The following is a 24,763-nucleotide window of genomic DNA, read 5'->3' as shown; positions in this document are numbered from 1 at the left end:
CATGGCTAGCTGCCGCGTCCCAGTTTAAAACCGGGTTTATGGTATTCCACGTGCCCGAGATCCATCATTTTCCATCGGCCCCCCCAGGTCAGGCCGACCTGCTCGGCGACCTGGCCGTACAACTGGTAGCCGCGCATCGCCCACGGATCTTTCTCGGAAATGACCAGCTTGCCGTCGCGCAGGAATGCGTTGTCGGCCGCCAGCCCGAATTGGTGATAACTCTGGAAGGCCGCCGCGTTGGTCACGTTGCCGCCCATCTGCGCCAGCCGGTTTTGCCGTTCCGGGCTCCGGTAACCTTCCAGCAGCGCCATTTCATAACCATATTGTTCGTGCATGATCTTGTAGACCAGCAGCAAACGCGTACGGAAATCCGGATCCAGCAGGTTCCAGTCCCGGCTCGCATCCTTCAGCGCCGGGCGCACCTGTTCGACTTCCTTGGTGGCGAAGACTTCCGGCGGCAGCGGCGGCGGCGGCACGAGCTGTTCGCCCTGCAGCAGCGCGGCGATCTTCTCGTCGGGCACGCGCGCCGTGTCGTCGTACTGGAACAATTGCCGGCCGCGTAACGCAATGGCGACCAATGGCGGCGTCGCAAGAATACCTGCCGATACCATAATCATCAAGCGCCGGCGAACCAGTAAATTTTGCACGTCGTTTAAAGCGCCGCGCGTAACGCTTGCCGATTTAACAATCTGACTTCGCGTACGCGTGGCGCGATCGTTCGCACGGCGCGTAAGACGGCCGTGAAACTGGGCAACCGATTCGAAAACGGTCGCGCGGATACCCGGTAAAAGCAACAGTGCCGCAACCGCGACGGCAAGGGCGAAATAGGCGACGAGTGCGACGGCAATCAACGAAATCCCCGGAAATTGGAATTGATTGTGTTTTGCAATGCTTGCTCTTAGAATCAGGCTGCTTCGAGAGGCCGGGCTATATTATCGCGGTGAATTAAACCAGGATTCAATGAGACGCTGAATGAGTGCGCCGGAAAATTCAAATTCGAAAACTCCGCCCAGCCTGCTGTCGGATACTAAACCGGCCAGCGACGGAGGAGCTCAGCAGTCGCGCATTCTCGCGAATCTGGAAGGACGTGTCACGCCGCCGGCCGAATCTCCGCGCCGTTCGCTGAAGGCGCCGATCGCGGCCGTCGTCGCACTGGTGGTTGCCGTCGGCGGCTGGGGCGCGTGGCGCATGCAGCAGCATACGGGCGAGCAGGCCGCCGCCGTCACGGCCGCCGCGCCTGCGGCAGCTGCACCGGCCAAGGCCGTACCGGCCAGCGACGCCGCCGTCCAGGTCGCGCAGAATACCGCGCCCGCCGCGCAGCCGGCCACGATCGTCAACGACGATTCGGCCTCCCAGACCGTTGCATCCGCATCGTCCGCGTCCGCCGCGGACAACAGCCGCCTGTCGCGCGCGCTCGCCAGCGGCGCCGACGACGCATCGGGCGCGGCCACGGCCGGTGCTGCCGCAGCCGCCACGGCCGCCGCGGCCGCGACGACCAAAACCGCGAAAGCCGACGCCGCGAAGAGCGCGAAGGTCGCGGCGCATGGCAAGGCAGAGACGAAGGCCGAAGCCCGCAAGCATCGCAAGGAACAGGAGGCCGAGCTCGCACAGGCGAAGAAGCGCCACGATGCGACGCCGACCCGTACCGCGAGCGCGAAGGCGGGCGGGAAGGACGATCCGGATGCCGATCTGCTCGCGGCGCTCGTCGCGCGCACGAAGCCGGCCGACAAGAAACTCGCCGCGCAGAAGGCGCAGGCCGTGCCGACCAAGACGGCGGCGACGGCCGGCTCGCTCGGGGCGCGCGTGAAGGAGTGTTCGGAGCGCGGTTTCTTCGAGGATCAGCTGTGCCGCTGGCGTGTCTGCGACGGCCACTGGGGCAAGGATCCGGCGTGTCCGAGCGCCGCGCAGTCGGAGACGCGGCAGTAACCCGTCTTGCACGAGCCGTCATGCCGTACCTGCGCCGCCCGTTGGGCGGCGCGTTGCTTTTGGGGCAGGGAAGCAGCCGGTATGATGCCGCGTGACGCTGTCACGCGTGCGTCACGCCCGTCGGGCATACGTCTCCTTTCTTTTCCCGGCGCGGGCCCGCGACCCGCGATGCGCGGCGCGCCGCGCGCCGCACGACCTTCGACACGATGGACCTGATCGTACAGACTTACGGCGCCGATACGTCCGGCATGGTGTGCGGATTCCGCTTCGTTCCGGGCGGATCCGGCGCGCCGCTCGATGCCGGCGCGGCCGCCGAGTGGCTGCACACGTGCCGCGCGCACGATGCAGCCGTGTCGGGCGATTTCGTCTGGCTGCACTTCAATCTGGCGCACGGCGCGAGCGAGCGCTGGATGCGCTCGCATCTCGCGCTGCCCGACAGCTTCTTCGCATTCCTCCACGAAGGTTCGCGCTCGACACGCATCGAGCAGGAGGACGGCGCGTTGCGCGCGGTCGTCAACGACGTGATGTTCAACCTCGAACTGACGCCGTCGGAGATTGCGACGCTGTTCGTCCACGTCGAGCGGCGCATCATGGTCACCGCGCGGCTCAAGCCGCTGCGCTCGGTCGACACGCTGCGCGCGTGCGTGCGCGACGGCGAGCAGTTCCGATCGCCCGCGGAACTGCTCGTGCACCTGCTGCGTGACCAGGCCGACCTGCTGATTCAGATCATGCGGCGCACGAGCGTCGACGTCGACCGCATCGAGGATCGCTTCCTGTCGCAGCGGCTCACGTCGAGCCGCATCGAGCTCGGTGCGATGCGCCGCACGCTGACACGGCTGCAGCGCATGCTCGCGCCCGAGCCCGGGTCGATCTTCCGGTTGCTCGCGAAGCCGCCCGCATGGCTGCACGCGGAAGACGTGCAGGAGCTGCGCGAATCGACCGAAGAGTTCTCGCTGGTGCTCGCCGATCTGTCGGGGCTCAACGAGCGGATCAAGCTGTTGCAGGAAGAGATCGGATCGCGCCTCGACGAGCAGAACAACCGGACGCTGTTCACGCTGACGCTCGTGACCGTGATCGCGCTGCCGATCAACATCGTCGCCGGTTTCTTCGGGATGAACGTCGGCGGTGTGCCGTTCTCGGAGAACAAGCACGGCTTCTGGCTGATGGTGCTGCTCGTCGCGGGTTTCACCGGGCTCGCCGCATGGTGGGCGTTCCGTCGTCGCGACGACCGCTAGCACCGGCGCCGCATCGGCACATCAACGCAGCAGCGCGATCGCGCGCTCGCCGATCACCATCCCGAGCAGGCCGACGAGCGCGACGAACGGCGGGGCCGGCGAGCGCACGTGCAGCAGCGCGTACAGCACGCCGACACCAAGGCCTACCGCGAGCGAGGTCACGTAATCCATCATGGCGGTCTCCCGTGCGGCCAGGTGTCAGGGCTTGAGGATGACGCGCTCGCGCGCACCGGCCAGCACCGCGCGATACGCGTCGTGCGCGCGCTCGAGCGGGTACACGTGATCGTCGCTGATCGGAAACGGGCGCAGCGTGCCGTTGCCGAAGCCGGGCGCGAGCGTGTCGAGGATCTGCGCGACCGCGGCGCCGTCGAGCTGGATCGAGTCGACCCCCACGTACGTGTGCTGGCCGCGATAGAACGCGAAGATGTCGAACGGCACGCTGCGGTCGATCGTCGAGATGAAGATCTGCCGCGCACCGATCGCCATCGACGCGTTCGCGGCTTCGAAATACGGGCTGCCGACCGTGTTGTAGACGATGTCCGCGCCGTGGCCGCCGGTTGCGGCGCGCACCGCATCGGCGACCGGCCCGCTCGACGCGTCGATCATGTGCACGTCGCCCGATGCATGGCCGCGATAGCCGCCGGGTCCGCGCTCGACGCCGATCACGGTCGCGCCGCGCGCGGTCGCGAGCTGGATCGCGGCCTGGCCGACCTTGCCGTTCGCGCCGAACACGAGCACGACGTCGCCGGCGGCCGGCATGCCGGCCCGGCGCAAGCCCTCGTACGCGGTGACGAACGGCACGCCGATACCGGCCGCTTCGTCGAGCGTCAGCACGCCCGGTTTGCGGCGCACCAGTGCCGCGTCGAGCACGAGCCATTCCGCATGCGAGCCGTTGCGCCCCACGCCGAGGTCGCCGCCGGAACCCCACACGGGTGCACCGATCCATTCGGCAGGGCCGCTGCGCACGACGCCGGCCCAGTCGCGCCCGGGCGTGCGCGGCCACACCGCATGCGGCATGCGTCCGAGCGCGGCCTTCACGTCGCTCGGGTTGACGCCGGCCGCGCGCACCTCGATCAGAAGCTGGCCGTCGGCCGGCACGGGCGGGTCGATTTCCCTGACGCGCGCGTCGAGCGACTCGATGTCGGCGGCGGGCGCGTCGAAGCGGATGCTGCGCATGATGATCTCCGTGAAGGTGGTTGCCGTGCGGCCCGGCAGGCCGGCGCGTGCAACGGATGAAAAGGATGACTGCAGTCTAGTCGGCCCGATTTGACGCGGAAACACGCAAAGGCGGATGATTGTTTTGCGATTTGCGCATAGCAAACCCCGAGACCCCCGAATGGACGACTTCCTTTCCCCGCATCTGGCGCTGTTCGTCGACGTGGTCGACCAGCAGAGCTTCTCGGCGGCCGCGCGCCGGCTGGGCGTCGCCGCGTCGTCGGTCACGCGGCGCATCGACCGGCTCGAGGCGCAGCTCGGCATCCGCCTCTTGCATCGCACCACGCATGCGCTGCGGCCGACCGAGGCCGGGCAGTTGCTGTACGGGCGCGCGACGCGGATGCTGGCCGAGCTGCGCGGCCTGCAGGAAGACCTGCACAGCCAGCACGACGAGCCGAGCGGCCTGCTGCGCGTCGACTGTCCGGCGCCGTTCGGCCGGCTGCACCTGATGGCCGCGCTCGCCGCGTTCATGCAGCATCATCCGGCGCTGCAGGTCGACCTGATGCTGACGGACAGCATGGTCGACCTGCAAGGCGCACGGCTCGGCTCCGACGTCGATCTCGCGGTGCGCATCGGCCCGCTCGAGGACACGCGTTTCGTTGCGACCGTGCTGGCGCCGCAGCGGCGCGTGCTGTGCGCGAGCGCGGCCTACCTCGCGCGGCGCGGCGAGCCCGATTCGCCCGACGCCCTCGCCGGGCACGACTGCCTCGCGTGGCAGGGCGCACCGCCGCCGGGCGCGTGGCACTTCGGCGACCGTCGGCACGCGCCGGCGCAGCCGCGGTTTCGCAGCAATCATTCGGAGGCGTTGCTTGAAGCCGCGATCGATGGTCTCGGGCTCGCGCACCTGCCGACCTGGCTTGCGGGCGACGCGCTGCGCGACGGACGGCTGCGCGCGGTGCTCCCGCAATACGCGGCGGTGCCCGAGCCCGCGACGATCCACGTATTGCGCCAGCAGGCGCGCGGCAGCGCCCGCGCATCGCGGCTCGTCGCGTTCCTGGCGACGTGGTTCGCGCAGCCGGCGTGGGACGCCGCATGGGCGTGACGGCGAGCGGGCGCGTGGGGCGCGGCGACGGGGCCGTGCGGAAATAAAAAAGGGCCTCGCTCGCGAGGCCCGTCAAAGGTCGGGGAGACTGGTACGCCGGCCGGCGCCGCAAGTTGGGCGGCACCGGCCGGGCGCAACCCGTTACTGCGTCACTACCTTGCGCGGCTTGAAGATGCCCTGGTATTGCAGTGCCGGGCGTTCCTTCGTCGTCGGCGCGATGCCGTCGAAGGTCGGCGTCTGGCGCAGCTTCATCGCGGCCGGCGAAGCGACCGAGCCGATCGACGTCGAGCGCGAAGCCGGCGCGAGGTTGTTCGCGACGAGCAGCGCGGCCTCGCTCTGCAGGTTCGACAGCAGCACCGGATCGGTCGAGCGGTTGACCTGCGTGAGCAGCCCGCTCCAGGCCGCGTCGCTGTAGTTCACGACGTAGTAGTCAAGCCCGCTCGGGTCCGCGACCACGCCCGTGCAGCCGTCGATCCGCGTCTGCGTCTGCGTATCCTTCAGCGCGAGCGTCGTGCGTTTCGCGAGACCCTGGCCATACGCGAGCGTGATCGGCACCGTCCACTGCAGGCCCGGATACGCGTTCTTGTTCGGGAACGGCTGCTGCTTCAGCGTGACGATCGTCTGGTTCTTCGTCAGGTCGCACTGTGTGTCGAGCGAGATCAGCGGCACGCCGGTCTGACGCACGTAGCTGTCGCCGATCGCGCCGATCGACTGGCCGCTCTCCTTCGACAGCGCATCCCACAGGCGCTTCGGCGTGCCGTTGCCGAACGAGTAGTCGACCAGGTACTGCTGCAGACCCTTGCGCAGCGTCTGTTCGCCGAGATAGTTCTCGAGCGTCTTCAGCACGTGGCCGCCCTTGTCGTACGTGAACGCGCTCGCGCTCAGCACGAAGTCGTTCGACGCCCAGCCGTTGAAGTTCGGCGCGACCGGGAACGCGTTCGGGCCGATGTCGCGATTGATCACGCGGTACTTGTTCTTCACCTGGTCGAGCCAGCTGAACTCGTTGGGGAAGAACTGGATCGTCGTCTTCGTCTCGAAGAACGTCGCGAACGACTCGTTGAGCCACACGTTGTCCCACCAGTCGGTCGTGACGAGATCGCCGAACCACTGGTGCGCGACTTCGTGCGTCAGCACCTCATTGCCGTAGTGCGACATCGGCTGGCCCGGCTGCGGCAGGATGTCGTCGGCGAACTCGAGGATCGACCCCCAGTTCTCCATCCCGCCGAAGTTCAGGTCCTTCTGCTCCTTGAACGCGTCGTTCGCGGCCACCGTGTCGAACTTCGTGAGCGGCAGCGCGATGCCCGTGTAGCGGTAGTAGAAGTCGAGCGCCTGCTTGGTGCGGTCCATCGCCGGCTTCGCCCAGTCGCTCATGCCCGGCGGCGTGAACACGCGCAGGTGCAGGCCGCCCTTGCCGCCCGGCAGCGGGCTGGTGAAGTCGTCCTCGTAGGTGTCGAACAGGCCGCCGCCGAAGAACAGCAGGTACGACGGCATCGGCGGGGTCTTGTCGAACTGCACGAGCTTGTAGCCGCCGCCGATGCTGGTCGACGGCTTCTCGGCCGCGTTCGACACGACGCGCCAGCTCTGCGGCACTTCGGCCGTCACTTCATAGGTCGGGCGGAATGCCGGCTCGTCCCAGCCGGGGAACCACTGGCGCGACAGGTTGGTTTCGCCCTGCGTGAGGATCGCGCCGCTCGTCTTGCCGTCGGTGCCCTTCAGGTCGACGCGGAAGATGCCTTCCGCGGCCGAGCAGCCCGGATACGGATCGTTGCCGCAGCTGCCGCCCGTTTTCGCGACGGGATCGTCATACGACTTGAAGTTGATGATGCCCGACCATTCCATGTGCAGCGAATAGGTGCCCGGCGAGATCGTGCCGCTCACGGGGCGCAGCTGGTAGAAGTCGCCCTTGTCCTGCGGCGTCGCGATCAGCTGGATGTTGCCCGGCTGCAGCGTGATGCGGCCGTTCGTGAACTTGATCCGGTGGCCGGCGATCACGATGTTGTTGACCGGCTTCAGCACCTTGATCTCGACGTCGGCGCGGCCGTCGAACGCGTTCAGCGCTTCGTTCGGGCGGAACCACAGCCGGTAGTTCACGGGCACCACGGTGTCCGGCAGCTCGACAGGCGATACGCTCTTGTCGACGTTGGATGCGCTCGGCGGCGCGGTGACGGCGGGCGACGAGCCCGGTTGCGGCGCGCCGGCGGAGCTGAGCGCGGAAGCCGAGCCCACGCCGCCATCGTCGCCGCCGCACCCGGCGAGCGCGAGTGCGGCAACGAGCGGCAGATAACGCATCTTGCGAATGTTGATCGACATGACTGAAACCTCGATTGTAGAAAGAATCGTTCAGTGCTGCGAAAGCGCCGGCAAAAGCAAGCCCCTCGCCGTTAATCAACAGCGAAGAAAATGCTAATGACGGATTATTCGAAAAGACGGCGGCCGACTACGTGTAGGTAATCATGGTTTACTGCCCCCTCTGGATTTCCGGATGTCGGTTAACTTGCCGGTTCAAAATGGCCGGACGCGTGTTGTACTGAATTGATTTCGCGCGCACGACACGGAGCCGCACGCCCGGCACGGGCGCGCAATCCCTTTGAATCGACGACCTACGGGGCTGGCCGGGCCCGGCCACCGGACGGCAGGAAGGCGTGTCGCCATTCCGTAAAATCACCGTCATGCGGCTTCAAGGTTTGTCGGCTTGCTCGAAGGATGCGTAAATATACTTGATGGTTTTAGGTAAAGGAAACGAAAAATTTAGAAAGTGCGCCTATTGATTTCTGCGCGCTTCATTGAATGCTGGAAGTCATTAATGCGCTTTCCGTTTAGCTGGTGATTTCGTAGTTTTAATCTATTAACGATCTTGCGCGGCTGCGAAAACTACGAATCCCGGCGCAGCGGGGCGTGCTCGGTACAATGCATCGACGATTCGATCACCGATTGCCGCGAGGAGGCCCTCCCATGTCACGTGCCCTGTTCCGTATCGCGCCGCTGCGCGCCGTGCTGCTGCTGTGCGCCGCGGTGTTCCTGCTCGGCGGTTGCGCGGCGCTGTCGCGCGACCCCGTGAGCGTGACGGTCGTCGGGCTCGACCCGCTCGTCGGGCAAGGGCTCGAGATGCGTTTCAGCCTGAAGCTGCGCGTGCAGAACCCGAACGATGCGCCGATCGAATACGACGGCATCTCGGTTGCGCTCGACCTGAACGGCACCGCGTTCGCGAGTGGCGTCAGCGATCGCTCGGGCACCGTGCCGCGTTTCGGCGAGGCCGTGCTCGACGTGCCGGTTTCCGTGTCGGCATTCGCGGCCGCGCGGCAGGCGTGGAACCTGCCCGGCGCGGCCGCGAACGGCGAGTTGCCGTATGCGCTGCGCGGCCGGCTCGCGGGCGGCGTGCTCGGCACCGTGCACTTCAACGACGCGGGGACGCTGCGCATGCCCGCGATGCCGGGGTGGGGCGGCTGAACGGCGCGCCCGGTCGCGGGCCCGTGCGCGCGCTTTGCCGCGCGGGCAAAGCGCGGTATGGTGTGAGCCGCGCGGCGCGACGCCGCCGCCTGTTGAAGCCAACCGTAACCGAGCTCGCGTGACCGATTTCCCCGTTTTCCACTGGACCGACGCCGACGGCGCCGATCATGCCGTGCGCTGGCGCTCCGAAGCCGGTGTGCAACCGCCGAAGCGCGCGGTGTCCGCCGACGACCGCGTCACCGCCGATGCAGCCTACCGCCTTGCCTGCGAGGGCACCGCGCTCGTCTGGCAGGGCGATTTCCAGAATGCGCGCCAGCTCGTGCAGGCGATGGCGCGCCGTGTCGAGCGCAAGCCGAAGAAGGCGAAAGAGGCGAAAGCCGTGGCCGGCGTCGACGCGTTCAACCTGCATCGTCTCGCGCAGTCGCAGCGGGCCCGCACGCTCGGGATGCTGCTGATCCCGCTCGACGCCGACTACACGATCCCGCTGCGCCGCGCGCCCGACGTGCGCGCCGCATGCGAGGAGGCGTACGGGCCCGGCGGCGCGCCGTCGGTCGTGTCGCTGCGGGAACTGCTCGGCCTCGTCGGCGCGCATGAATGGCGCAAGAAGGGCGTGCCGATCCCGGCGCTCGGCGGCGCGCCGATCCATCCGTACTACGGCGTGTTCTCGCCGGTGCGCGGCGAATACGTCGAACTCGTCGCGCGCGCGAAACTGCCGGCGACGTCGCTCGCGTTCGACATCGGCACGGGCACCGGCGTGCTCGCGGCCGTGCTCGCGTCGCGCGGCGTCGAGCGCGTCGTCGCGACCGACCAGGATGCGCGGGCGCTGGCCTGCGCACGCGAGAACGTCGCGCGGCTCGGTCATGCGGACCGGGTCGACGTGGTCGAAGCCGACCTGTTTCCGGCCGGCCGTGCGTCGCTCGTGGTTTGCAATCCGCCGTGGGTGCCGGCCCGGCCGAGCGCGCCGATCGAATACGCGATCTACGATCCCGACAGCCGCATGCTGCGCGGTTTCCTCGCGGGGCTCGCCGCGCATCTCGAACCGGGCGGCGAGGGCTGGCTGATCCTGTCCGATTTCGCCGAGCATCTCGGCCTGCGATCGCGCGACACGCTGCTGCAATGGATCGACGAAGCGGGCCTCGTCGTGCTCGGCCGCGACGATATCCGTCCCGCGCATCCGAAGTCGACCGATGCCGACGATCCGCTGCACGCGGCCCGCCGCGCCGAGGTCACGTCGCTCTGGCGGCTCGGCACCCGAGCCTGACCGCGTATTTTCGGTAAACTGTCGCCATTCCTCACGAATTCCCGCCGCCGGGCCGTGGTCGACCGACCGTGGCCCGGCGCCGCTTCCAGATGTCGAACAAGACCCACGAAATCCGTCCGGAGCAGTCCGTCGAGCTGCTGAAGGAACTGCACATCCTCACCCGCGACGGGAAGCTGAACCAGGACAGCCGCCGCAAGCTGAAGCAGGTCTATCACCTGTTCCAGTTCATCGAGCCGCTGCTCGCCGGCGTGCAGGCCGACAAGGGCAGCGTGACGCTCGTCGATCACGGCGCCGGCAAGTCGTATCTCGGCTTCATCCTGTACGACCTGTTCTTCAAGCAGCAGCCGGGGCACGGCACGCCGGCGTTCGCGTCGCACGTGTACGGGATCGAGACGCGCGAGGAGCTCGTCACGCGCTCGGCCGAGCTGGCCGCGCGGCTCGGGTTCGGCGGCATGTCGTTCCTGAACCTGTCGGTCGCCGATTCGATCACGTCGCCGCAGCTGCCCGAAACGGTCGACGTCGTCACCGCGCTGCACGCGTGCGACACGGCGACCGACGACGCGATCCGCTTCGCGCTCGCGAAGCGCGCGCAGCACATCGTGCTCGTGCCGTGCTGCCAGGCGGAAGTCGCGGGCGTGCTGCGCCGGAACAAGGGCAAGTCGCTCGCGAATGCGCTGACCGAGGTATGGCGGCATCCGCTGCATACGCGCGAATTCGGCAGCCAGATCACCAACGTGCTGCGCTGCCTGCAGCTCGAGGCGCACGGCTACCAGGTGAGCGTGACCGAGCTGGTCGGCTGGGAGCATTCGATGAAGAACGAGCTGATCATCGCGCAGTACAAGAACCTGCCGCGCCGGCGGCCCGGCGAGCGGCTGAACGAGATCCTCGGCATGTTCGGGCTGGCCGAACTGAACGCGCGCTTCTTCGTGCCGGAAGCCGCGGCGGCGGACGGCGACGCCGTCGAGCCGGTCGAGGGCTGACGCGCGGACGGACGGACGGCGCGGCGCGAGGCGCACGTTGCACGCCGCGTCAGACGTCGTCGCCCGGCCGGCGCATCCATTCGCGCCAGCCGTCGTGGCCGAGGCGGCGCAGCGTTTCCTGATTCCTTTCGTAGATCGCGGACGCGTCCGGGAACGCGGCGACCGCGCGCGCGATGCTGTCCTCGCGCAGCAGGTGCAGGATCGGATACGGCGCGCGGTTCGTATAGTTCTCGATGTCGTCGGGTTCGCTGCCTTCGAAGCGGTAGTGCGGATGGAAGCTCGCGATCTGCAGCACGCCGCCGAGCCGCAACTGCTGCACGAGCCGGTCGGCAAAGAACAGCGCATCGTTGTAGTCGACGAAATCGGCGAACGCATGCGGGAAGATCACGAGCGTCGTGTCGACCTGCTGCGGGTCCGCCGCGTCGAGCGCGCGCAGCTCGGTTTCGAGCTCGGCGAGCGCGTCTTCCAGCGTCGTCGCTGCGCTGATCGCGTAGCGCACCTGTTCCTTCACATAGACGCTTTTCGCGAACGGGCACAGATTGAGCCCGATCACCGCGCGCGCGAGCCAGTGCCGCGTGGCGGCGAGGATGTCGTCGTGCGATTCGGGGCGGGTGTCGGTCATCGTGAAATCAATCGGGCGGGAGAGCGAGGGCCGCATTGTAGCGGGCACGCCGGTGCCGGGCGTGCGCGGCGCGTCATGCGCACGCGGCTTCGATCAATTGCGTGACGAGCGCCGGCGCGGTGCCGATCGGCGTTTCGCCGTGCCGGTAGGTCTGGCTTGCCGCGTAGATACCTTCGACCACCAGCGCGAGCGCATCGGCGAGCGCCTTCGGCTGTCGCGCGCCGGCACCTTCGCATAGTGCGACGAGCCGTTTCATCAACTGTTCCTTGTTCTGCGCGACGCGCTCGCGGGCCGGGTGCGACGCATCCGGGAATTCGGCGGCGACGTTGACGAACGGGCAGCCGCGGTAGTCCTTCTGGGTTGCGCGCTCGGCAAGATCGACGAAATACTGGATCAATTGCGCCTTCGGCTGGCCCGGATGCTTCGCGGCGCTCGTATCGAGACGCTCGAAGAAGCACGCGTCCATCCGTTCGAGATACGCGAGGATCAGCTCGTCCTTCGACGAGAACTGGCGGTACAGGCTCATCTTGTTGACGCCCGCGCGCTCCACGACCGCCTCGACGCCGACCGTGCGAACACCTTCCTTGTAAAACAGCTCCTCGGCGGCGCGCAGCAGGTGCTCCTGCGCGGTGGCTCCGTCGATCGACCGGCGCGTGCGGCGCGCAAGCGGTTTGGCGATCTCGATGCCCGACATGATGACCCTCGACTGCGTGGTGAATTGCTTGACATGTTACCGACTGGTAACTACGATCGCAACACAGTTGTGACCGATCGGTAACAATGCCGGCCGGATCGACAGACAAATGCCAAGCATCGGCCCGGGTCAGCCGATGCGGTGTGCGGCGGAGGTGGCCTGGCTGGGTGGGGTGGAGCAGGTGCGATGGCGCCGGAGCCGCCAACGGGAGAGCATGAAGATGAATTGGGTGGTGACACGAATCAGCGGGCGCTTCCACTACGGATGGCTCGCGGCGGCGGTGGTATTCCTGATCCTGCTGGCGGCAGCCGGCACGCGCGCGACGCCGAGCGTGCTGATGGTGCCGCTCGAGCGCGAACTCGGCTGGAGCCGCGCGACGATTTCGCTGGCCATCTCGGTGAACATCGCGTTGTACGGCCTGACGGGCCCGTTCGCGGCCGCCGCGATGCAGCGTTTCGGGCTGCGCCCGACGATCCTCGCCGCGCTCGTGACGATGAGCGCGGGCGTTGCGCTGTCGTCGATGATGACGCACAGCTGGCAGATGGTGCTGATCTGGGGCCTGATGGTCGGCTGCTCGTCGGGCGTCGTCGCGCTGACGCTGTCCGCAACCTTCGTCACGCGCTGGTTCCATGCGCGTCGGGGCCTGATCATGGGCATCCTGACCGCGAGCACCGCCACCGGCCAGCTCGTGTTCCTGCCGATGCTGGCGGCGATCGCGCAGCACCATGGCTGGCGGCCGGTCGTGCTGGTCGTCGCGATTGCGGCCGCGATCGTGATTCCGCTGGTCGCGTTCCTGTTGCCCGAACGGCCGGCCGACGTGAAGCTGCGCCCGTACGGCGAGCCGGCGGATGCGCCGCCCGCGCCCGACACGACGAAGGAGAACCCGCTCGCGGTCGCGTTCCGCACGCTGCTGACGGCCAGCCGTTCGCGCGACTTCTGGCTGCTGTTCTTCAGCTTCTTCATCTGCGGCGCGAGCACCAACGGTTATGTCGGCACGCACCTGATCGCGATGTGCAGCGACTATGGGATGACCGAAGTGCAGGGCGCGTCGCTGCTCGCGGCGATGGGCGTGTTCGACCTGTTCGGCACGACGCTGTCGGGCTGGCTGTCCGACCGCTACGACAACCGCGTGCTGCTGTTCTGGTACTACGGGCTGCGCGGGCTGTCGCTGATTTACCTGCCGCACGCGTTCGGGATCGATTTCTTCGGGCTGCCGCTGTTCGCGATGTTCTACGGGCTCGACTGGATCGCAACGGTGCCGCCGACCGTGCGGCTGGCCACCGATGTGTTCGGCAAGGCAGCGGCGCCGGTCGTGTTCGGCTGGATCGTCGCCGGCCACCAGCTCGGTGCGGCGTTCGCGGCGCTTGGCGCGGGGATGCTGCGCGCGAGCCTCGGTACCTACACGATCGCGTCGATGATCTCGGGCGGGCTCTGCATCGTCGGTGCGCTGATCGTGCTGCGGATCAACCGCGGCCCGTCGCGTGCGGCCGCGCAGGCGGCCTGACCGCGGCGGCCCGGCTGGCCGTGCGGCCTGCGGCCGGCCTATGCAGGCACGATGATTTGCATAGCGCGGGAGGATCGGGCGCGTAATGGCTCAAGCGGGTATGCTTGCGGTTTGCCGGGGCGTTCGCGCCCCTTCATCGATGTCAGCGAGGAACCGCATGTCCGTCAAACCTGCTCCCACCACTGTTTCGATTCACGATCTGATCGCGGGCCGCTGGAGTCCGCGCGCGTATTCGGATGAGCCGGTCAGCGCCGGCGATCTGCACGCGGTGCTCGAAGCCGCGCGCTGGGCCCCGTCCGCGTACAACGCGCAGCCGTGGCGTTTCATCGTATTCGATCGCACGCAGGACGAAGACGCCTTCAAGCGCGCGTTCGCGACGCTGGTGCCGTTCAACCAGGGCTGGAATGCGCCGGCGCCCGTGCTGATCGCGGTGACCGCGCACACGCTCACGCCGAAGGGCGAGCCGGCGCCGACCGCGCTGTACGACGCGGGCGCCGCCGCGATGTCGCTGGTGCTGCAGGCGCACGCGCTGGGCCTCGCCGCGCACCAGATGAGCGGTTTCGACGCGAAGGCGTTCCGCGACGCGTTCGAGATCCCGGCCGACGTCGCGATCCCGTCGATTATCTCGATCGGCCACTACGGCAACGTCGACAAGCTCGATCCGGTGCTGCGCGATCGCGAGAAGGCGCCGCGTACGCGCCATGCGATCGGCGAGGTCGTGTATGCGAGCGCGTGGAAGAAGAGCTTCGACGCGGCAGCCTGATCCGCCAGGCGGACGGGTTGCGTCGTGCAACCCGTCCGCGCGTCTCCCCGGCGCGCCAGGCCGCGCGCCGGTGCCACCGAAGCCCGTTCCGCGGCACTGGTGGCTGGCCCGGTTGTGATCCCGCGGGCTTCATGTTAAAAAGCCGGTCCTTTCCGTTTTCGCGCCGGCCCTGCTGCGGCAACTTCCCATGACTTACTGCGCGATCGATTTCGGCACGTCCAATTCCGCCGTGGCGCTGCCCGACGGCGACGGCATGCGCCTCGCGCCCGTCGAGGGCGACCACCTGACGCTGCCCACCGCAATCTTCTTCAACAATGACGAAGAGACGGTCGAATACGGCCGTGCGGCGCTGGCCTCCTATATCGACGGTTTCGACGGCCGGCTGATGCGTTCGATGAAGAGCATCCTCGGCTCGCCGCTCGCGGAAACGACGACCGATCTCGGCGACGGCAGCGCGATCGCGTACACCGAAATCATCGCGCGCTTCCTGACGCACCTGAAGCGCAAGGCCGAAGCCCGCGCAGGTGCGCCGATCGGCCGCGCGGTGCTCGGCCGGCCGGTGTTCTTCGTCGACGACGATCCGCGCGCCGACCGCCTCGCGCAGGATCAGCTCGAGGCGGCCGCGCAATCGGTCGGCTTCGCGGACGTTCACTTCCAGTACGAACCGATCGCCGCCGCATTCGATTACGAATCGCGCCAGCAGGCCGAGCGCCTCGTGCTCGTCGCCGACATCGGCGGCGGCACGTCCGACTTCTCGCTGGTGCGCGTCGGGCCCGAACGGATGGCGCGGCTCGAGCGCAAGGACGACGTGCTGGCGCACCACGGCGTGCACGTCGCGGGCACCGACTACGACCGGCGCGTCGAGCTGGCGGCGATCCTGCCCGCGTTCGGCTACCGTTCGCTCGACCCGGAAGGGCGCGAACTGCCGAACAAGATCTATTTCGATCTCGCGACCTGGCACCTGATCAACACGGTCTACACGCCGAAGCGGGTCGGCGAGCTGAAGCTGATGAAGCACCTGTACCAGGATGCGCGACAGTACGACCGGCTCACGAGCGTGGTCGAGCAGCGGCTCGGGCATGCGCTGATGGCGCGCGCGGAAGAAGCGAAGATCGGTGTCGCGGCGGGCGGGGAGACGATGATCGACCTGAACGACGTGGAAGAGGACCTGCTGATCGCGTTCGATGCCGACCGCCTCGTCGATGCGAGCCACGACGACACCGCGCGCATCGTCGACGCCGCGCGCGAGACGGTGCGGCTTGCGGGCATCGCGCCGCGCGACGTCGGCGCGCTGTATTTCACCGGCGGCTCGACGGGCCTCGCGTTCCTGTCGGGCGCGCTCGCGGGCGCATTTCCGGAGGCGCAACCGGTGTTCGGCGATCGCCTCGCGAGTGTCGCGACGGGGCTCGGCATTCATGCGCAGCGGCTGTTTGGCTAAACGTAGGCGGTTGCATTACCGCCGTGCCGAATTAGCGCAGAAAAACAAAAAGCCCCGCCGAAGCGGGGCTTTTTTACACGAATTATCGCGCCAAGCTTAGACCGGACGGATGTTCGCAGCTTGCAGACCCTTCGGGCCCGTCTTCACTTCGAATTCAACCTTCTGGTTTTCTTGCAGCGTCTTGAAGCCTTCGACGCGGATTTCCGAGAAGTGCGCGAACAGATCGTCGCCGCCGCCTTCCGGGGTGATGAAGCCGAAGCCCTTTGCGTCATTGAACCACTTGACGGTACCGGTTGCCATGTTACTTGTTCCTAAAAAGATAAAACGGGGCCGAGGCCCATGGGGTGCGGAAAATCAAGGAAGGGGTAATAGGACCAACCGGAGTACCGTTGATGGGCGAACTACGAAAGAACCAATTCACTCGCCGCTTGAAATCCTGCGAAGTCCTTTATACGGCTAATCGATCGTATGGTCAACCGTATTTCCATGCTCTCAGGGTTATTGCGTAGATCAGGTTTACAAAGCTTGCAGGCCATGCGAATTTTTTGTAGGGGCCGAACGATTTTGGCGCCACGTTTCAGGTGCAACCGTTAAACTACGCGCCGCGTGGACGGGTTGCCCCGATCGGATGACTCGTCCCCCCAAGAATGCGTGCGCGGTGCTGTCCGAGCCGATCCCGGACCGCAGGCCGACCATGCTTTTTGAGACACAGGAGAGGATGTGAAGAGTTCTATTCAACGGAACATCGGCCCGTTTGCATTGATGCTGACGGGGCTGGGTTCGATTATCGGCTCGGGCTGGCTGTTCGGCGCCTGGAAGGCCGCGAAGATCGCCGGTCCGGCGGCGATCTGCGCCTGGATCATCGGCGCCGTCGTGATTCTCGCGATTGCACTGACGTATGCCGAACTGGGCGCGATGTTCCCCGAGTCGGGCGGCATGGTGCGTTATGCGCGCTACTCGCACGGTTCGCTGGTGGGTTTCATCAGTGCATGGGCGAACTGGATCGCGATCGTATCCGTGATCCCGATCGAGGCCGAAGCGTCGATCCAGTACATGAGCACGTGGCCGTATCCATGGGCGCACGCGCTGTTCGTGAACGGCGAGTTGACGACACCAGGCCTGTTGCTGTCGGCCGTGCTGGTCGTCATCTACTTCATGCTGAACTACTGGGGCGTGAAGGCCTTCGCGCGGGCGAACACCGCGATCACGATCTTCAAGTTCCTGATCCCCGGCCTCACGATCCTCGGCCTGATGCTGACGAGCTTCCACTCGGACAACCTCGGCACCGCATCCAATGCAAGCTTTGCGCCGTACGGCTGGTCGGCGGTGCTGACCGCGGTCGCGACGAGCGGCATCGTGTTCGCGTTCAACGGCTTCCAGAGTCCCGTGAACCTCGCGGGCGAAGCGCGCAATCCGTCGCGCAGCGTGCCGTTCGCGGTGATTACGTCGATCCTGATCGCACTCGTGATCTATGTGCTGCTGCAGGTCGCGTACATCGGCGCGGTGAATCCGACCGACATCGCGGCGGGCTGGTCGCACTTCAACTTCAAGTCGCCGTTCGCCGAACTGGCGATCGCGCTGAACCTGAACTGGCTCGCGATCATGCTGTACGTCGACGCGTTCGTCAGCCCGAGCGGCACCGGCACGACCTACATGGCGACGACGACGCGGATGATCTACGCGATGGAGCGCAACAACACGATGCCGAAGATGTTCGGCAACGTGCACCCGCTCTACGGCGTGCCGCGTCAGGCGATGTGGTTCAACCTGCTGGTCTCGTTCATCTTCCTGTTCTTCTTCCGCGGCTGGAGTTCGCTTGCGGCGGTGATTTCGGTCGCGACGGTGATTTCGTACCTGACCGGCCCGATCAGCCTGATGGCCCTGCGCCGTTCGGCGACCGACATCGAGCGGCCGCTGTCGATCCCGGGCATGAAGCTGATTGCACCGTTCGCGTTCGTCTGCGCGTCGCTGATCCTGTACTGGGCGAAGTGGCCGCTGACCGGCGAAATCATCCTGCTGATGATCGTCGCGCTGCCGGTGTACTTCTTCTTCCAGGCGAAGGCGGGCTGGACCGGTTGGGGTGAAGACCTGCGGGCCGCATGGTGGCTGGTCGCGTACCTGCCGACGATGGCTGTGCTGTCGCTGATCGGCAGCAAGGAATTCGGCGGTCACGGCGTCCTGCCGTACGGCTGGGACATGCTGATCGTCGCGGCAATCGCGCTGGTGTTTTACTTCTGGGGCGCGAAGTCCGGCTACCGGACCAAGTATCTCGACGAGCGCGAGTCGCACGACGAGATCCTCGAAGGGGTCGGTGCCTGACGCCTGATCTGTCGCCGGATTCGGCGGCGACGGAACGTGGCAAAAAAAGCCCGCCCGAGCAATGCTCGGGCGGGCTTTTTGTTTGCGGTCGCCGGTTGTCGCGTGACGCTCAGGCGGCCGCGCTGGCGAACACGTAATTCGTCATCGCGAGCACGCGCTGGTAGGTGCCGAGCGACTGGATGCCGAGCTGGTAGTCATCGTCCGCCGCGCCGAGCGCCGTGAATACCGGCAGCAGATGCTCGTCGGTCGGATGCATCAGCGCTGCATGCGGCGCCTGCCGGCGATAGTCGAGCAGCGCGTCGACGTCGCGCGCGGCAAGCTTCGCCTCAAACCAGTCGGTGAAGTCCTTGACGCGCGGGTCCGCATCCTCGGGCGCCGCGCCGAAATCGGCGGCACGCAGGTTGTGCGTGATCTGGCCCGAGCCGATCACCATCACGCCTTCGTCCCGCAGCGGCCGCAGCGCGCGGCCGAGCGCGAAGTGGTGGGCCGCATCCGCGCGCGGCTGGATCGACAACTGCGCGACGGGCACGTCGGCCTCCGGGAACATCAGCAGCATCGGCACCCACGCGCCGTGGTCGAGGCCGTGCTCGTTCGTCGCGGTCGCGATGCCGGCCGCGTTCAGCAGCGCGGCCGCGCGCTCGGCGACGTCGGGCGCGCCCGGCGCCGGGTAGCGGATCTCGTACAGCGCGCGCGGAAAGCCGTAGAAGTCGTGGATCGTTTCCGGGTGCGCGGCGACGCTCGCGACCGGATTCTGCGTGCCCCAATGCGCGGACAGCATCAGTACCGCGCGTGGGCGCGGCAATTCGGCACCGAGGTGCGTGAACGCACCGGACGGCAGCGACGGGTCGATCGGCAGCGTCGGCGCGCCGTGGGACAGGTAGAGCGAAGGCAAGCGGTTCATGGTGGTGGCCTGCAAAGGGATTTGCCTGTGACTATAGGCGCGCACCGCGTATTGATAAATCCACGCCGTGGAATTTGATTGACGCTTGTTTGTTGATAATCGGGGCGCTGCGACGCGTGCCGAAGCGGGTAGGCGTCCGTAGGCGTTAATTCGAATGAATTGCCGGTGGAATCGGCGAAGATGCGCGAAGAACGGGGCTGCGGCAGGCCGCTTATTGCGCGTGCCGGATGCCGGCCCACGGCGTGGTCAGCGGTGCGCTGAGCGCGAACAGGTCGAGTACGCGCGTGACGGTCTGGTCGACGAGTTCCTCGATCGTCTTCGGCATCGCGTAGAACGCGGGCAACGGCGGAAAGACGATGCCGCCCATTTCGGTGACGGCGGTCATGTTGCGCAGATGCGCGAGGTTGAACGGCGTTTCGCGCACCATCAGCACGAGACGGCGGCGTTCCTTCAGCGTGACGTCGGCCGCGCGCGTGATCAGGTTGTCGGACAGCCCGTGCGCGATGCTCGCGAGCGTCTTCATCGAGCAGGGCGCGATCACCATCCCGTCGGTCGCGAACGATCCCGATGCGATCGTCGCACCGACGTCGCGCACCGAATGCACGACATCCGCACGGCTTTCGACATCGGTCTTCGGCAGCTTCAGTTCGTGCTGGATGTTGAGCCAGCCGGCGTTCGAAATCAGCAGGTGCGTTTCGACGCCGCCGGCGGCGCGCAGCAGGTCGAGCAGCCGCACGCCGTAGATCGCGCCGGTGGCGCCGGTGATCGCGACGATCAGCCGGCGTGGCGGCGCGCTGGGAGATGCCATCGAACGGGGAGCGTTACGCGGCGGCGAACAGTTGCTGCAGTTCGCCCGACTGGTACATCTCCATCATGATGTCCGAGCCGCCGACGAATTCGCCCTTCACGTAGAGCTGCGGGATGGTCGGCCAGTTCGAGAATTCCTTGATGCCCTGGCGGATTTCGTCGTCCTCGAGCACGTTGACCGTCTTGAACTGGTCGACGCCACAGGCCTTCAGCACCTGCACTGCGCGGCCCGAGAAGCCGCACATCGGGAATTGCGCGTTGCCCTTCATGAAGAGCACGACCTGGTTTTCGTCGACGATTTGCTTGATACGTTGTTGGGTGTCCATGACTGACCTTGCGTGTTTGCGGGGCGTTAGATCGAAATGATAGCGGATTTCAACCGGGCGGGCCGGGCATCAGCCCGGCAGGCGGCCGCCGGTCGTGCGTTCGATCGCTGCCAGATCGGCGAGCGATTCGACCGCGACGAAGCCGTGTGAGACGAGCACCGCGCGTACGGCTTCGGCCTGGTCGTAACCGTGCTCGATCCAGAGCGTGCCGCCCGGTTTCAGATAGGTGCCGGCGCCCGCGACGATCGTGCGGATCGCGCTGAGGCCGTCGGCATCGTCGGTGAGCGCGCCGCGCGGCTCGAAACGCAGGTCGCCCTGCGCGAGGTGCGGATCGTGCTGCGCGATGTACGGCGGGTTGCTGACGATCGTGTCGAATGCGAGCGCCGGATCGAGCGCTGCGTACCAGTCGCTCTGCAGCCAGTGCAGCGGGCCGCCCGGGCGGCCCGCGTCGAGCAGCTTGTCCGCGTTGCGTTGCGCGACCGCGAGCGCGGCCGGCGAACGGTCGAGCGCCCACACGCGTGCATCGGGACGCTCGGCGGCGATCGACACGGCGATCGCGCCGCTGCCGGTGCCGAGATCGAGCACGGCCGGTTGCGGCAGCCCGTCGATCGCATCGAGCGCGGCGTCGACGAGCAATTCGGTTTCGGGGCGCGGGATCAGCACGTCGGGCGTCACGTCGAACGGCCGGCCGAAGAATTCGCGCATGCCGACGAGCTGCGCGACGGGCTCGCCGGCCACGCGGCGCGCTTCGAGCGCGCGGTAGCGTTCGACCGCGGCCGCGTCGAGCGGCGCGTCGCCGCGCGTGATCAGCTGCGTGCGGGTCCAGCCGAGCGCGTGCGCGAGCAGCACGCGCGCATCGACCGCGTCGAGCGGCGACGCGCGCAGCAGTTCGTCGGCGGTGGTGTCGGGCATCGCGGCCTCAGTCGGCTTCGCCGAGCGACGCGAGCAGTTCGGCCTGGTGCTCGGTGACGAGCACGCCGATCAGTTCGTCGAGATCGCCGTCCATGATCGCTTCGAGCCGGTACAGCGTCAGGTTGATCCGGTGGTCGGTCATCCGGCCCTGCGGGAAGTTGTACGTGCGGATCCGCTCCGAGCGGTCGCCGGAGCCGATCAGGCTCTTGCGCGTCGCGGCTTCCTTCGCGTGCTGCTCGTGATACTGCTTGTCCTTGATGCGCGCGGCGAGCACCTTCAGCGCGCGATCCTTGTTCTTGTGCTGCGAACGGTCGTCCTGGCATTCGACGACGATCCCGGTCGGGATGTGCGTGACGCGCACCGCCGAATCGGTCTTGTTGATGTGCTGGCCGCCCGCGCCGGACGCGCGGAACGTGTCGATCCGCAGGTCGGCCGGGTTGATCTCGACCTCGCCGATTTCATCGGCTTCCGGCATCACGGCGACCGTGCAGGCGGACGTATGGATGCGCCCCTGCGTCTCGGTCGCCGGCACGCGCTGCACGCGATGGCCGCCCGATTCGAACTTCAGGCGCGAATACGCGCCCTGGCCCGCGATCCGCACGATCACTTCCTTGTAGCCGCCGAGATCCGACGCGCTCTCCGACATCATTTCGACCTGCCAGCGCTGGCGTTCCGCGAAGCGCAGGTACATGCGCAGCAGGTCGCCGGCGAACAGCGCCGATTCGTCACCGCCCGTGCCCGCGCGGATTTCGAGGAAGATGTTGCGATCGTCGTTCGGATCCTTCGGCAGCAGCATCTTCTGCAACTCGACCTCGAGGCGGGTCATGCTTTCGCGTGCGCTGCGAATCTCGTCCTCGGCGAAATCGCGCATCGACGGATCGGTGAGCAGCTCCTGCGCGGCCGTCTCGTCGTTGCGCGACTGGCGCCACAGTGCGTACTGCTCGACGACCGGACCGAGTTCCGCATGTTCGCGGGTCAGCTTGCGGTACTGGTCGAGATCGGCCGTGACGTTTTCGCGGCTCAGCAGGTCGTTCAGTTCGGCCAGCCGTGTAGACAGCTGGTCGAGCTTGCGTTGCATGCTCGTCTTCATGGTGTGGAGCGGCGCTCCCGGGCAAGGGTATTCGGAAAGGATAGGCCGGCTCGCGGCCGGCGGCAGGGCGACTGGCCGGCGCTAGTGGCCGGATTGGTCGTTCGAGCGCGGTGCGTGCTGGTAGAAGCCGCGCATCAGGTCGATCAGCGAATCGCGGTCGGCGCCGTTCACGCGGTTGAGCGCGCTCGTCGGGCCGTGGATCAGCTTGTTGGTCAGCGCCTGCGACAGCGCTTCGAGCACGGCGGCCGGATCGTCGCCGCGCGCGAGCAGCTTCTGCGCCTTGTCGACTTCGGCGCGGCGCAGCGCGTCGGCCTGCGTATGCATGTGACGGATCACCGGCACGACGCTGCGCGTGTCGAGCCATTGCATGAAATTCTGCACGCGCGTCTCGATGATCGACTCGGCCTGCGCGACCGCGGCCTGGCGCGATGCGTTGCCTTCGCGCACGATCGCGCCGAGATCGTCGACGGTGTAAAGGAATACGTCCTTCAGCTTGCCGACTTCGGGCTCGATGTCGCGCGGCACCGCCAGGTCGACCATGAAGATCGGCCGATGGCGGCGCGCCTTCACCGCGCGCTCGACCGCGCCGAGGCCGATGATCGGCAGCGTCGACGCCGTGCACGACACGATGATGTCGAATTCCTGGATGCGGGCCGGCAGATCCGCGAGCGGCATCGCGCGGCCGTTGAAGCGTTCTGCGAGGCGCTGGCCGCGTTCGGCCGTGCGGTTCGCGACGACGAGTTCGCGCGGGCCTTGCGCGGCGAAGTGCGTCGCGCACAGCTCGATCATTTCGCCGGCGCCGATGAACAGCACGCGCTGATCGGACACCTTTTCGAAGATCCGCTGCGCGAGGCGCACCGCGGCGGCAGCCATCGACACCGACTGCGTGCCGATCTCGGTCGTGCCGCGCACTTCTTTCGCCACCGCGAACGTGCGCTGGAACAACTGGTTCAGATAGGTGCCGAGCGCACCGGCTTCCGTCGCGGTGCGGACCGCATCCTTCATCTGGCCCAGAATCTGGGTTTCGCCGAGCACCATCGAATCGAGGCCGGACGCGACGCGGAACGCGTGCCGGACCGCTTCAGACTGCGGCAGCGCATAGACGTGCGGGGCGAGTTCGTCGACCGGAATCCGGTGATACTCCGACAGCCAGCGGATCGCGCCCTCGCGTGCCGCGCGATCATCGGTCGCGCAATACAGTTCGGTGCGGTTGCAGGTGGAGAGGATCGCCGCTTCGGGCGTATTGGGTGCCTGGGGGCCGAGAAACACGTTCTTGAACGTGACGAGAGCCGGCTTGATTTGCTCGAGCGGAAACGCCACGCGTTCGCGCAGGGCGACAGGCGCAGTGTGGTGATTGATTCCGATCGTGAGGAGTTGCATATCGAGGGCTATCGTTTAGCCCCATATTATAGCGTTTCAGCGATTTCCTCACTCGACGCATACCGGGCATCAGCGTGCCGGGGGCGAGAATTTGGGGGCTCGATCGGCACGCGATCGAGCTGATAACCGTAGCCGTAAAGCGGCAACAGCCGGTAGCCGCGCTCCGGAAGCAACCGCAACTTGCTGCGCAGCCGGGACGCGTGCGTATCGAGCGTGCGCGACTTCATGTCGCGGCGGCATGCCCACACCGTTTCGAGGATATGGGCGCGCGACACGGGCCGCGACAGGTTCGCGAACAGCAGTTGCGCGAAGCGGAACTCCTTGGGCGTGAGTGAAACGATTGCGTCGCCGAAGCGCACGAGGCCGTGCGTGGCGTCGAACGCGTATTCCCCATACATTTCGCGCGAGCGGGTCGGCGGCCGGCGCACGCCCGCGCGCCGGCTCAGCGCGTTGACGCGCGCGAGCAGCTCGGGCCCGCTCACGGGGCGCACGAGGCAATCGTCGGCACCCGCGTGCAGGCACGATACGATTTCGCTTTCGCGCGGCAATTGCATCACGGCGATGGCCGGCAGCCCGGGCAGGATCGTCTGCGCGCGCGGAATGACTTCCTCGGCCGGCTGGTCGCCGGCCCAGTTGCCGGTGATCAGCATGTCGCAGGTGTCGGTGGCGAGCCATTCGAAGAACGCCGTACTGGACGAAAACGCGTGGCACACATGACCGCCTGCAAAGAGCAGGCGATTCAGGAGTGCGGCATGACGCGCCTCCGGATCGATCAGAGCGATTCGCATGAGAATTTCTTCATTACGGCGGCCGGTGTGCGCTTGCCATAACGTCGAGTCGGCCCCTACACTCGAATGTTGGCGGCACCCGGCTGGTCTCGGGTTCGATGGATGAATCGATG

At 66.9% G+C, this 24,763-nt stretch carries 24 protein-coding genes; 10 read left to right on the top strand and 14 right to left on the bottom strand.

The window, feature by feature from the left end:
- Window positions 1-5 precede the first annotated feature (5 nt).
- Window positions 6-851, bottom strand: coding sequence for a M15 family metallopeptidase (locus ACTRWB_RS33340; protein ID WP_129513586.1), 846 nt, complete (start codon window positions 849-851; stop codon window positions 6-8).
- 121 nt (window positions 852-972) lie between these two features.
- On the opposite strand from ACTRWB_RS33340, the gene ACTRWB_RS33335 reads away from it, so the two are divergent.
- Both ACTRWB_RS33335 and ACTRWB_RS33330 read left to right on the top strand, forming a co-directional pair.
- Window positions 973-1,926, top strand: coding sequence for a phage tail protein (locus ACTRWB_RS33335; protein ID WP_446904406.1), 954 nt, complete (start codon window positions 973-975; stop codon window positions 1,924-1,926).
- 206 nt (window positions 1,927-2,132) lie between these two features.
- Window positions 2,133-3,161 carry a transporter gene (locus tag ACTRWB_RS33330; protein WP_446904405.1) on the top strand — a complete coding sequence of 343 codons (1,029 nt, stop codon included), beginning with the start codon at window positions 2,133-2,135 and terminating at the stop codon, window positions 3,159-3,161.
- A gap of 21 nt (window positions 3,162-3,182) precedes the next feature.
- On the opposite strand, the gene ACTRWB_RS33325 is transcribed toward ACTRWB_RS33330, so the two are convergent.
- Together ACTRWB_RS33325 and ACTRWB_RS33320 are read right to left on the bottom strand one after the other, a co-directional pair.
- Window positions 3,183-3,335, bottom strand: a complete 153-nt coding sequence (locus ACTRWB_RS33325) for a DUF1427 family protein (RefSeq protein WP_446904404.1) — start codon at window positions 3,333-3,335, stop codon at window positions 3,183-3,185.
- Between the two features lie 24 nt (window positions 3,336-3,359).
- Window positions 3,360-4,337 (bottom strand): quinone oxidoreductase family protein, encoded by a 978-nt coding sequence (locus tag ACTRWB_RS33320; protein WP_446904403.1) that lies wholly within the window; start codon window positions 4,335-4,337, stop codon window positions 3,360-3,362.
- A 160-nt stretch (window positions 4,338-4,497) separates the two neighbouring features.
- Here ACTRWB_RS33320 and ACTRWB_RS33315 point away from each other — a divergent pair, with 160 nt between their 5' ends.
- A complete protein-coding gene (locus tag ACTRWB_RS33315; RefSeq protein ID WP_446904402.1) occupies window positions 4,498-5,418 on the top strand; it encodes a LysR family transcriptional regulator in 921 nt (306 codons plus the stop codon).
- A 141-nt stretch (window positions 5,419-5,559) separates the two neighbouring features.
- Here the strand turns inward: ACTRWB_RS33315 and ACTRWB_RS33310 are convergent, their stop codons facing one another.
- Entirely contained in the window at window positions 5,560-7,728 is a 2,169-nt protein-coding gene (locus ACTRWB_RS33310) for a M1 family metallopeptidase (RefSeq protein WP_129513591.1), read from the bottom strand.
- A 642-nt stretch (window positions 7,729-8,370) separates the two neighbouring features.
- Here ACTRWB_RS33310 and ACTRWB_RS33305 point away from each other — a divergent pair.
- The 3 genes from ACTRWB_RS33305 (at window position 8,371) to ACTRWB_RS33295 (ending at window position 11,106) form a co-directional block, all read left to right on the top strand.
- The gene (locus ACTRWB_RS33305; RefSeq protein ID WP_446904401.1) at window positions 8,371-8,865 is read left to right on the top strand and encodes an LEA type 2 family protein; all 495 of its coding nucleotides are present in this window, start codon (window positions 8,371-8,373) and stop codon (window positions 8,863-8,865) included.
- Window positions 8,866-8,983: 118 nt separating this feature from the next.
- Window positions 8,984-10,126: a methyltransferase gene (locus tag ACTRWB_RS33300; RefSeq protein WP_446904400.1), complete on the top strand. Its 1,143-nt coding sequence runs from the start codon at window positions 8,984-8,986 to the stop codon at window positions 10,124-10,126.
- A gap of 89 nt (window positions 10,127-10,215) precedes the next feature.
- The gene (locus tag ACTRWB_RS33295; protein WP_343494140.1) at window positions 10,216-11,106 is read left to right on the top strand and encodes a class I SAM-dependent methyltransferase; all 891 of its coding nucleotides are present in this window, start codon (window positions 10,216-10,218) and stop codon (window positions 11,104-11,106) included.
- A 49-nt stretch (window positions 11,107-11,155) separates the two neighbouring features.
- On the opposite strand, the gene ACTRWB_RS33290 is transcribed toward ACTRWB_RS33295, so the two are convergent.
- The gene (locus tag ACTRWB_RS33290) at window positions 11,156-11,728 is read right to left on the bottom strand and encodes a DUF1415 domain-containing protein (RefSeq protein WP_446904399.1); all 573 of its coding nucleotides are present in this window, start codon (window positions 11,726-11,728) and stop codon (window positions 11,156-11,158) included.
- A 73-nt stretch (window positions 11,729-11,801) separates the two neighbouring features.
- Window positions 11,802-12,422, bottom strand: coding sequence for a TetR/AcrR family transcriptional regulator (locus ACTRWB_RS33285; RefSeq protein ID WP_446904398.1), 621 nt, complete (start codon window positions 12,420-12,422; stop codon window positions 11,802-11,804).
- A gap of 220 nt (window positions 12,423-12,642) precedes the next feature.
- Here ACTRWB_RS33285 and ACTRWB_RS33280 point away from each other — a divergent pair, with 220 nt between their 5' ends.
- The 3 genes from ACTRWB_RS33280 to ACTRWB_RS33270 all read left to right on the top strand — a co-directional run bounded on the left by ACTRWB_RS33280 (window position 12,643) and on the right by ACTRWB_RS33270 (window position 16,127).
- The gene (locus ACTRWB_RS33280; protein ID WP_446904448.1) at window positions 12,643-13,926 is read left to right on the top strand and encodes an MFS transporter; all 1,284 of its coding nucleotides are present in this window, start codon (window positions 12,643-12,645) and stop codon (window positions 13,924-13,926) included.
- A 157-nt stretch (window positions 13,927-14,083) separates the two neighbouring features.
- Window positions 14,084-14,689 carry a nitroreductase family protein gene (locus tag ACTRWB_RS33275; protein WP_446904397.1) on the top strand — a complete coding sequence of 202 codons (606 nt, stop codon included), beginning with the start codon at window positions 14,084-14,086 and terminating at the stop codon, window positions 14,687-14,689.
- Window positions 14,690-14,876: 187 nt separating this feature from the next.
- Window positions 14,877-16,127, top strand: a complete 1,251-nt coding sequence (locus ACTRWB_RS33270) for an Hsp70 family protein (RefSeq protein WP_048251010.1) — start codon at window positions 14,877-14,879, stop codon at window positions 16,125-16,127.
- Between the two features lie 96 nt (window positions 16,128-16,223).
- Here the strand turns inward: ACTRWB_RS33270 and ACTRWB_RS33265 are convergent, their stop codons facing one another.
- Complete coding sequence (locus ACTRWB_RS33265; protein WP_006477070.1) at window positions 16,224-16,427, bottom strand: cold-shock protein; 204 nt, start codon at window positions 16,425-16,427, stop codon at window positions 16,224-16,226.
- A 420-nt stretch (window positions 16,428-16,847) separates the two neighbouring features.
- Here ACTRWB_RS33265 and ACTRWB_RS33260 point away from each other — a divergent pair, with 420 nt between their 5' ends.
- The gene (locus tag ACTRWB_RS33260) at window positions 16,848-18,446 is read left to right on the top strand and encodes an APC family permease (RefSeq protein ID WP_129513599.1); all 1,599 of its coding nucleotides are present in this window, start codon (window positions 16,848-16,850) and stop codon (window positions 18,444-18,446) included.
- Window positions 18,447-18,555: 109 nt separating this feature from the next.
- On the opposite strand, the gene ACTRWB_RS33255 is transcribed toward ACTRWB_RS33260, so the two are convergent.
- From ACTRWB_RS33255 to ACTRWB_RS33225, 7 genes are all read right to left on the bottom strand, one after another.
- Window positions 18,556-19,347: a DODA-type extradiol aromatic ring-opening family dioxygenase gene (locus tag ACTRWB_RS33255; protein ID WP_446904396.1), complete on the bottom strand. Its 792-nt coding sequence runs from the start codon at window positions 19,345-19,347 to the stop codon at window positions 18,556-18,558.
- Window positions 19,348-19,558: 211 nt separating this feature from the next.
- Window positions 19,559-20,155 carry a UbiX family flavin prenyltransferase gene (locus ACTRWB_RS33250; protein ID WP_446904395.1) on the bottom strand — a complete coding sequence of 199 codons (597 nt, stop codon included), beginning with the start codon at window positions 20,153-20,155 and terminating at the stop codon, window positions 19,559-19,561.
- Window positions 20,156-20,168: 13 nt separating this feature from the next.
- Complete coding sequence (grxD, locus tag ACTRWB_RS33245; protein ID WP_006753626.1) at window positions 20,169-20,480, bottom strand: Grx4 family monothiol glutaredoxin; 312 nt, start codon at window positions 20,478-20,480, stop codon at window positions 20,169-20,171.
- A gap of 69 nt (window positions 20,481-20,549) precedes the next feature.
- Window positions 20,550-21,392 (bottom strand): peptide chain release factor N(5)-glutamine methyltransferase, encoded by an 843-nt coding sequence (gene prmC / locus ACTRWB_RS33240; protein ID WP_446904394.1) that lies wholly within the window; start codon window positions 21,390-21,392, stop codon window positions 20,550-20,552.
- Between the two features lie 7 nt (window positions 21,393-21,399).
- Window positions 21,400-22,482 carry a peptide chain release factor 1 gene (prfA, locus tag ACTRWB_RS33235; protein ID WP_129513602.1) on the bottom strand — a complete coding sequence of 361 codons (1,083 nt, stop codon included), beginning with the start codon at window positions 22,480-22,482 and terminating at the stop codon, window positions 21,400-21,402.
- A gap of 81 nt (window positions 22,483-22,563) precedes the next feature.
- Entirely contained in the window at window positions 22,564-23,862 is a 1,299-nt protein-coding gene (hemA, locus tag ACTRWB_RS33230) for a glutamyl-tRNA reductase (RefSeq protein WP_048251004.1), read from the bottom strand.
- Between the two features lie 26 nt (window positions 23,863-23,888).
- Window positions 23,889-24,650, bottom strand: coding sequence for a response regulator transcription factor (locus tag ACTRWB_RS33225; RefSeq protein WP_193097551.1), 762 nt, complete (start codon window positions 24,648-24,650; stop codon window positions 23,889-23,891).
- Window positions 24,651-24,763: the final 113 nt, after the last annotated feature.

The organism is Burkholderia sp. YIM B11467 (assembly GCF_052952715.1).
Note: the sequence above shows the minus strand (reverse complement) of the source record. Positions and strands in the feature narration are given on the sequence as shown.

Coding starts and splice junctions, on each gene's coding strand:
- ACTRWB_RS33335 (WP_446904406.1), top strand. CDS start 973: ATGAGTGCGCCGGAAAATTCAAATTCGAAAACTCCGCCCAGCCTGCTG.
- ACTRWB_RS33330 (WP_446904405.1), top strand. CDS start 2,133: ATGGACCTGATCGTACAGACTTACGGCGCCGATACGTCCGGCATGGTG.
- ACTRWB_RS33325 (WP_446904404.1), bottom strand. CDS start 3,335: ATGATGGATTACGTGACCTCGCTCGCGGTAGGCCTTGGTGTCGGCGTG.
- ACTRWB_RS33320 (WP_446904403.1), bottom strand. CDS start 4,337: ATGCGCAGCATCCGCTTCGACGCGCCCGCCGCCGACATCGAGTCGCTC.
- ACTRWB_RS33315 (WP_446904402.1), top strand. CDS start 4,498: ATGGACGACTTCCTTTCCCCGCATCTGGCGCTGTTCGTCGACGTGGTC.
- ACTRWB_RS33310 (WP_129513591.1), bottom strand. CDS start 7,728: ATGTCGATCAACATTCGCAAGATGCGTTATCTGCCGCTCGTTGCCGCA.
- ACTRWB_RS33305 (WP_446904401.1), top strand. CDS start 8,371: ATGTCACGTGCCCTGTTCCGTATCGCGCCGCTGCGCGCCGTGCTGCTG.
- ACTRWB_RS33295 (WP_343494140.1), top strand. CDS start 10,216: ATGTCGAACAAGACCCACGAAATCCGTCCGGAGCAGTCCGTCGAGCTG.
- ACTRWB_RS33290 (WP_446904399.1), bottom strand. CDS start 11,728: ATGACCGACACCCGCCCCGAATCGCACGACGACATCCTCGCCGCCACG.
- ACTRWB_RS33285 (WP_446904398.1), bottom strand. CDS start 12,422: ATGTCGGGCATCGAGATCGCCAAACCGCTTGCGCGCCGCACGCGCCGG.
- ACTRWB_RS33280 (WP_446904448.1), top strand. CDS start 12,643: ATGAATTGGGTGGTGACACGAATCAGCGGGCGCTTCCACTACGGATGG.
- ACTRWB_RS33275 (WP_446904397.1), top strand. CDS start 14,084: ATGTCCGTCAAACCTGCTCCCACCACTGTTTCGATTCACGATCTGATC.
- ACTRWB_RS33270 (WP_048251010.1), top strand. CDS start 14,877: ATGACTTACTGCGCGATCGATTTCGGCACGTCCAATTCCGCCGTGGCG.
- ACTRWB_RS33265 (WP_006477070.1), bottom strand. CDS start 16,427: ATGGCAACCGGTACCGTCAAGTGGTTCAATGACGCAAAGGGCTTCGGC.
- ACTRWB_RS33255 (WP_446904396.1), bottom strand. CDS start 19,347: ATGAACCGCTTGCCTTCGCTCTACCTGTCCCACGGCGCGCCGACGCTG.
- ACTRWB_RS33250 (WP_446904395.1), bottom strand. CDS start 20,155: ATGGCATCTCCCAGCGCGCCGCCACGCCGGCTGATCGTCGCGATCACC.
- grxD (WP_006753626.1), bottom strand. CDS start 20,480: ATGGACACCCAACAACGTATCAAGCAAATCGTCGACGAAAACCAGGTC.
- prmC (WP_446904394.1), bottom strand. CDS start 21,392: ATGCCCGACACCACCGCCGACGAACTGCTGCGCGCGTCGCCGCTCGAC.
- prfA (WP_129513602.1), bottom strand. CDS start 22,482: ATGAAGACGAGCATGCAACGCAAGCTCGACCAGCTGTCTACACGGCTG.
- hemA (WP_048251004.1), bottom strand. CDS start 23,862: ATGCAACTCCTCACGATCGGAATCAATCACCACACTGCGCCTGTCGCC.
- ACTRWB_RS33225 (WP_193097551.1), bottom strand. CDS start 24,650: ATGCGAATCGCTCTGATCGATCCGGAGGCGCGTCATGCCGCACTCCTG.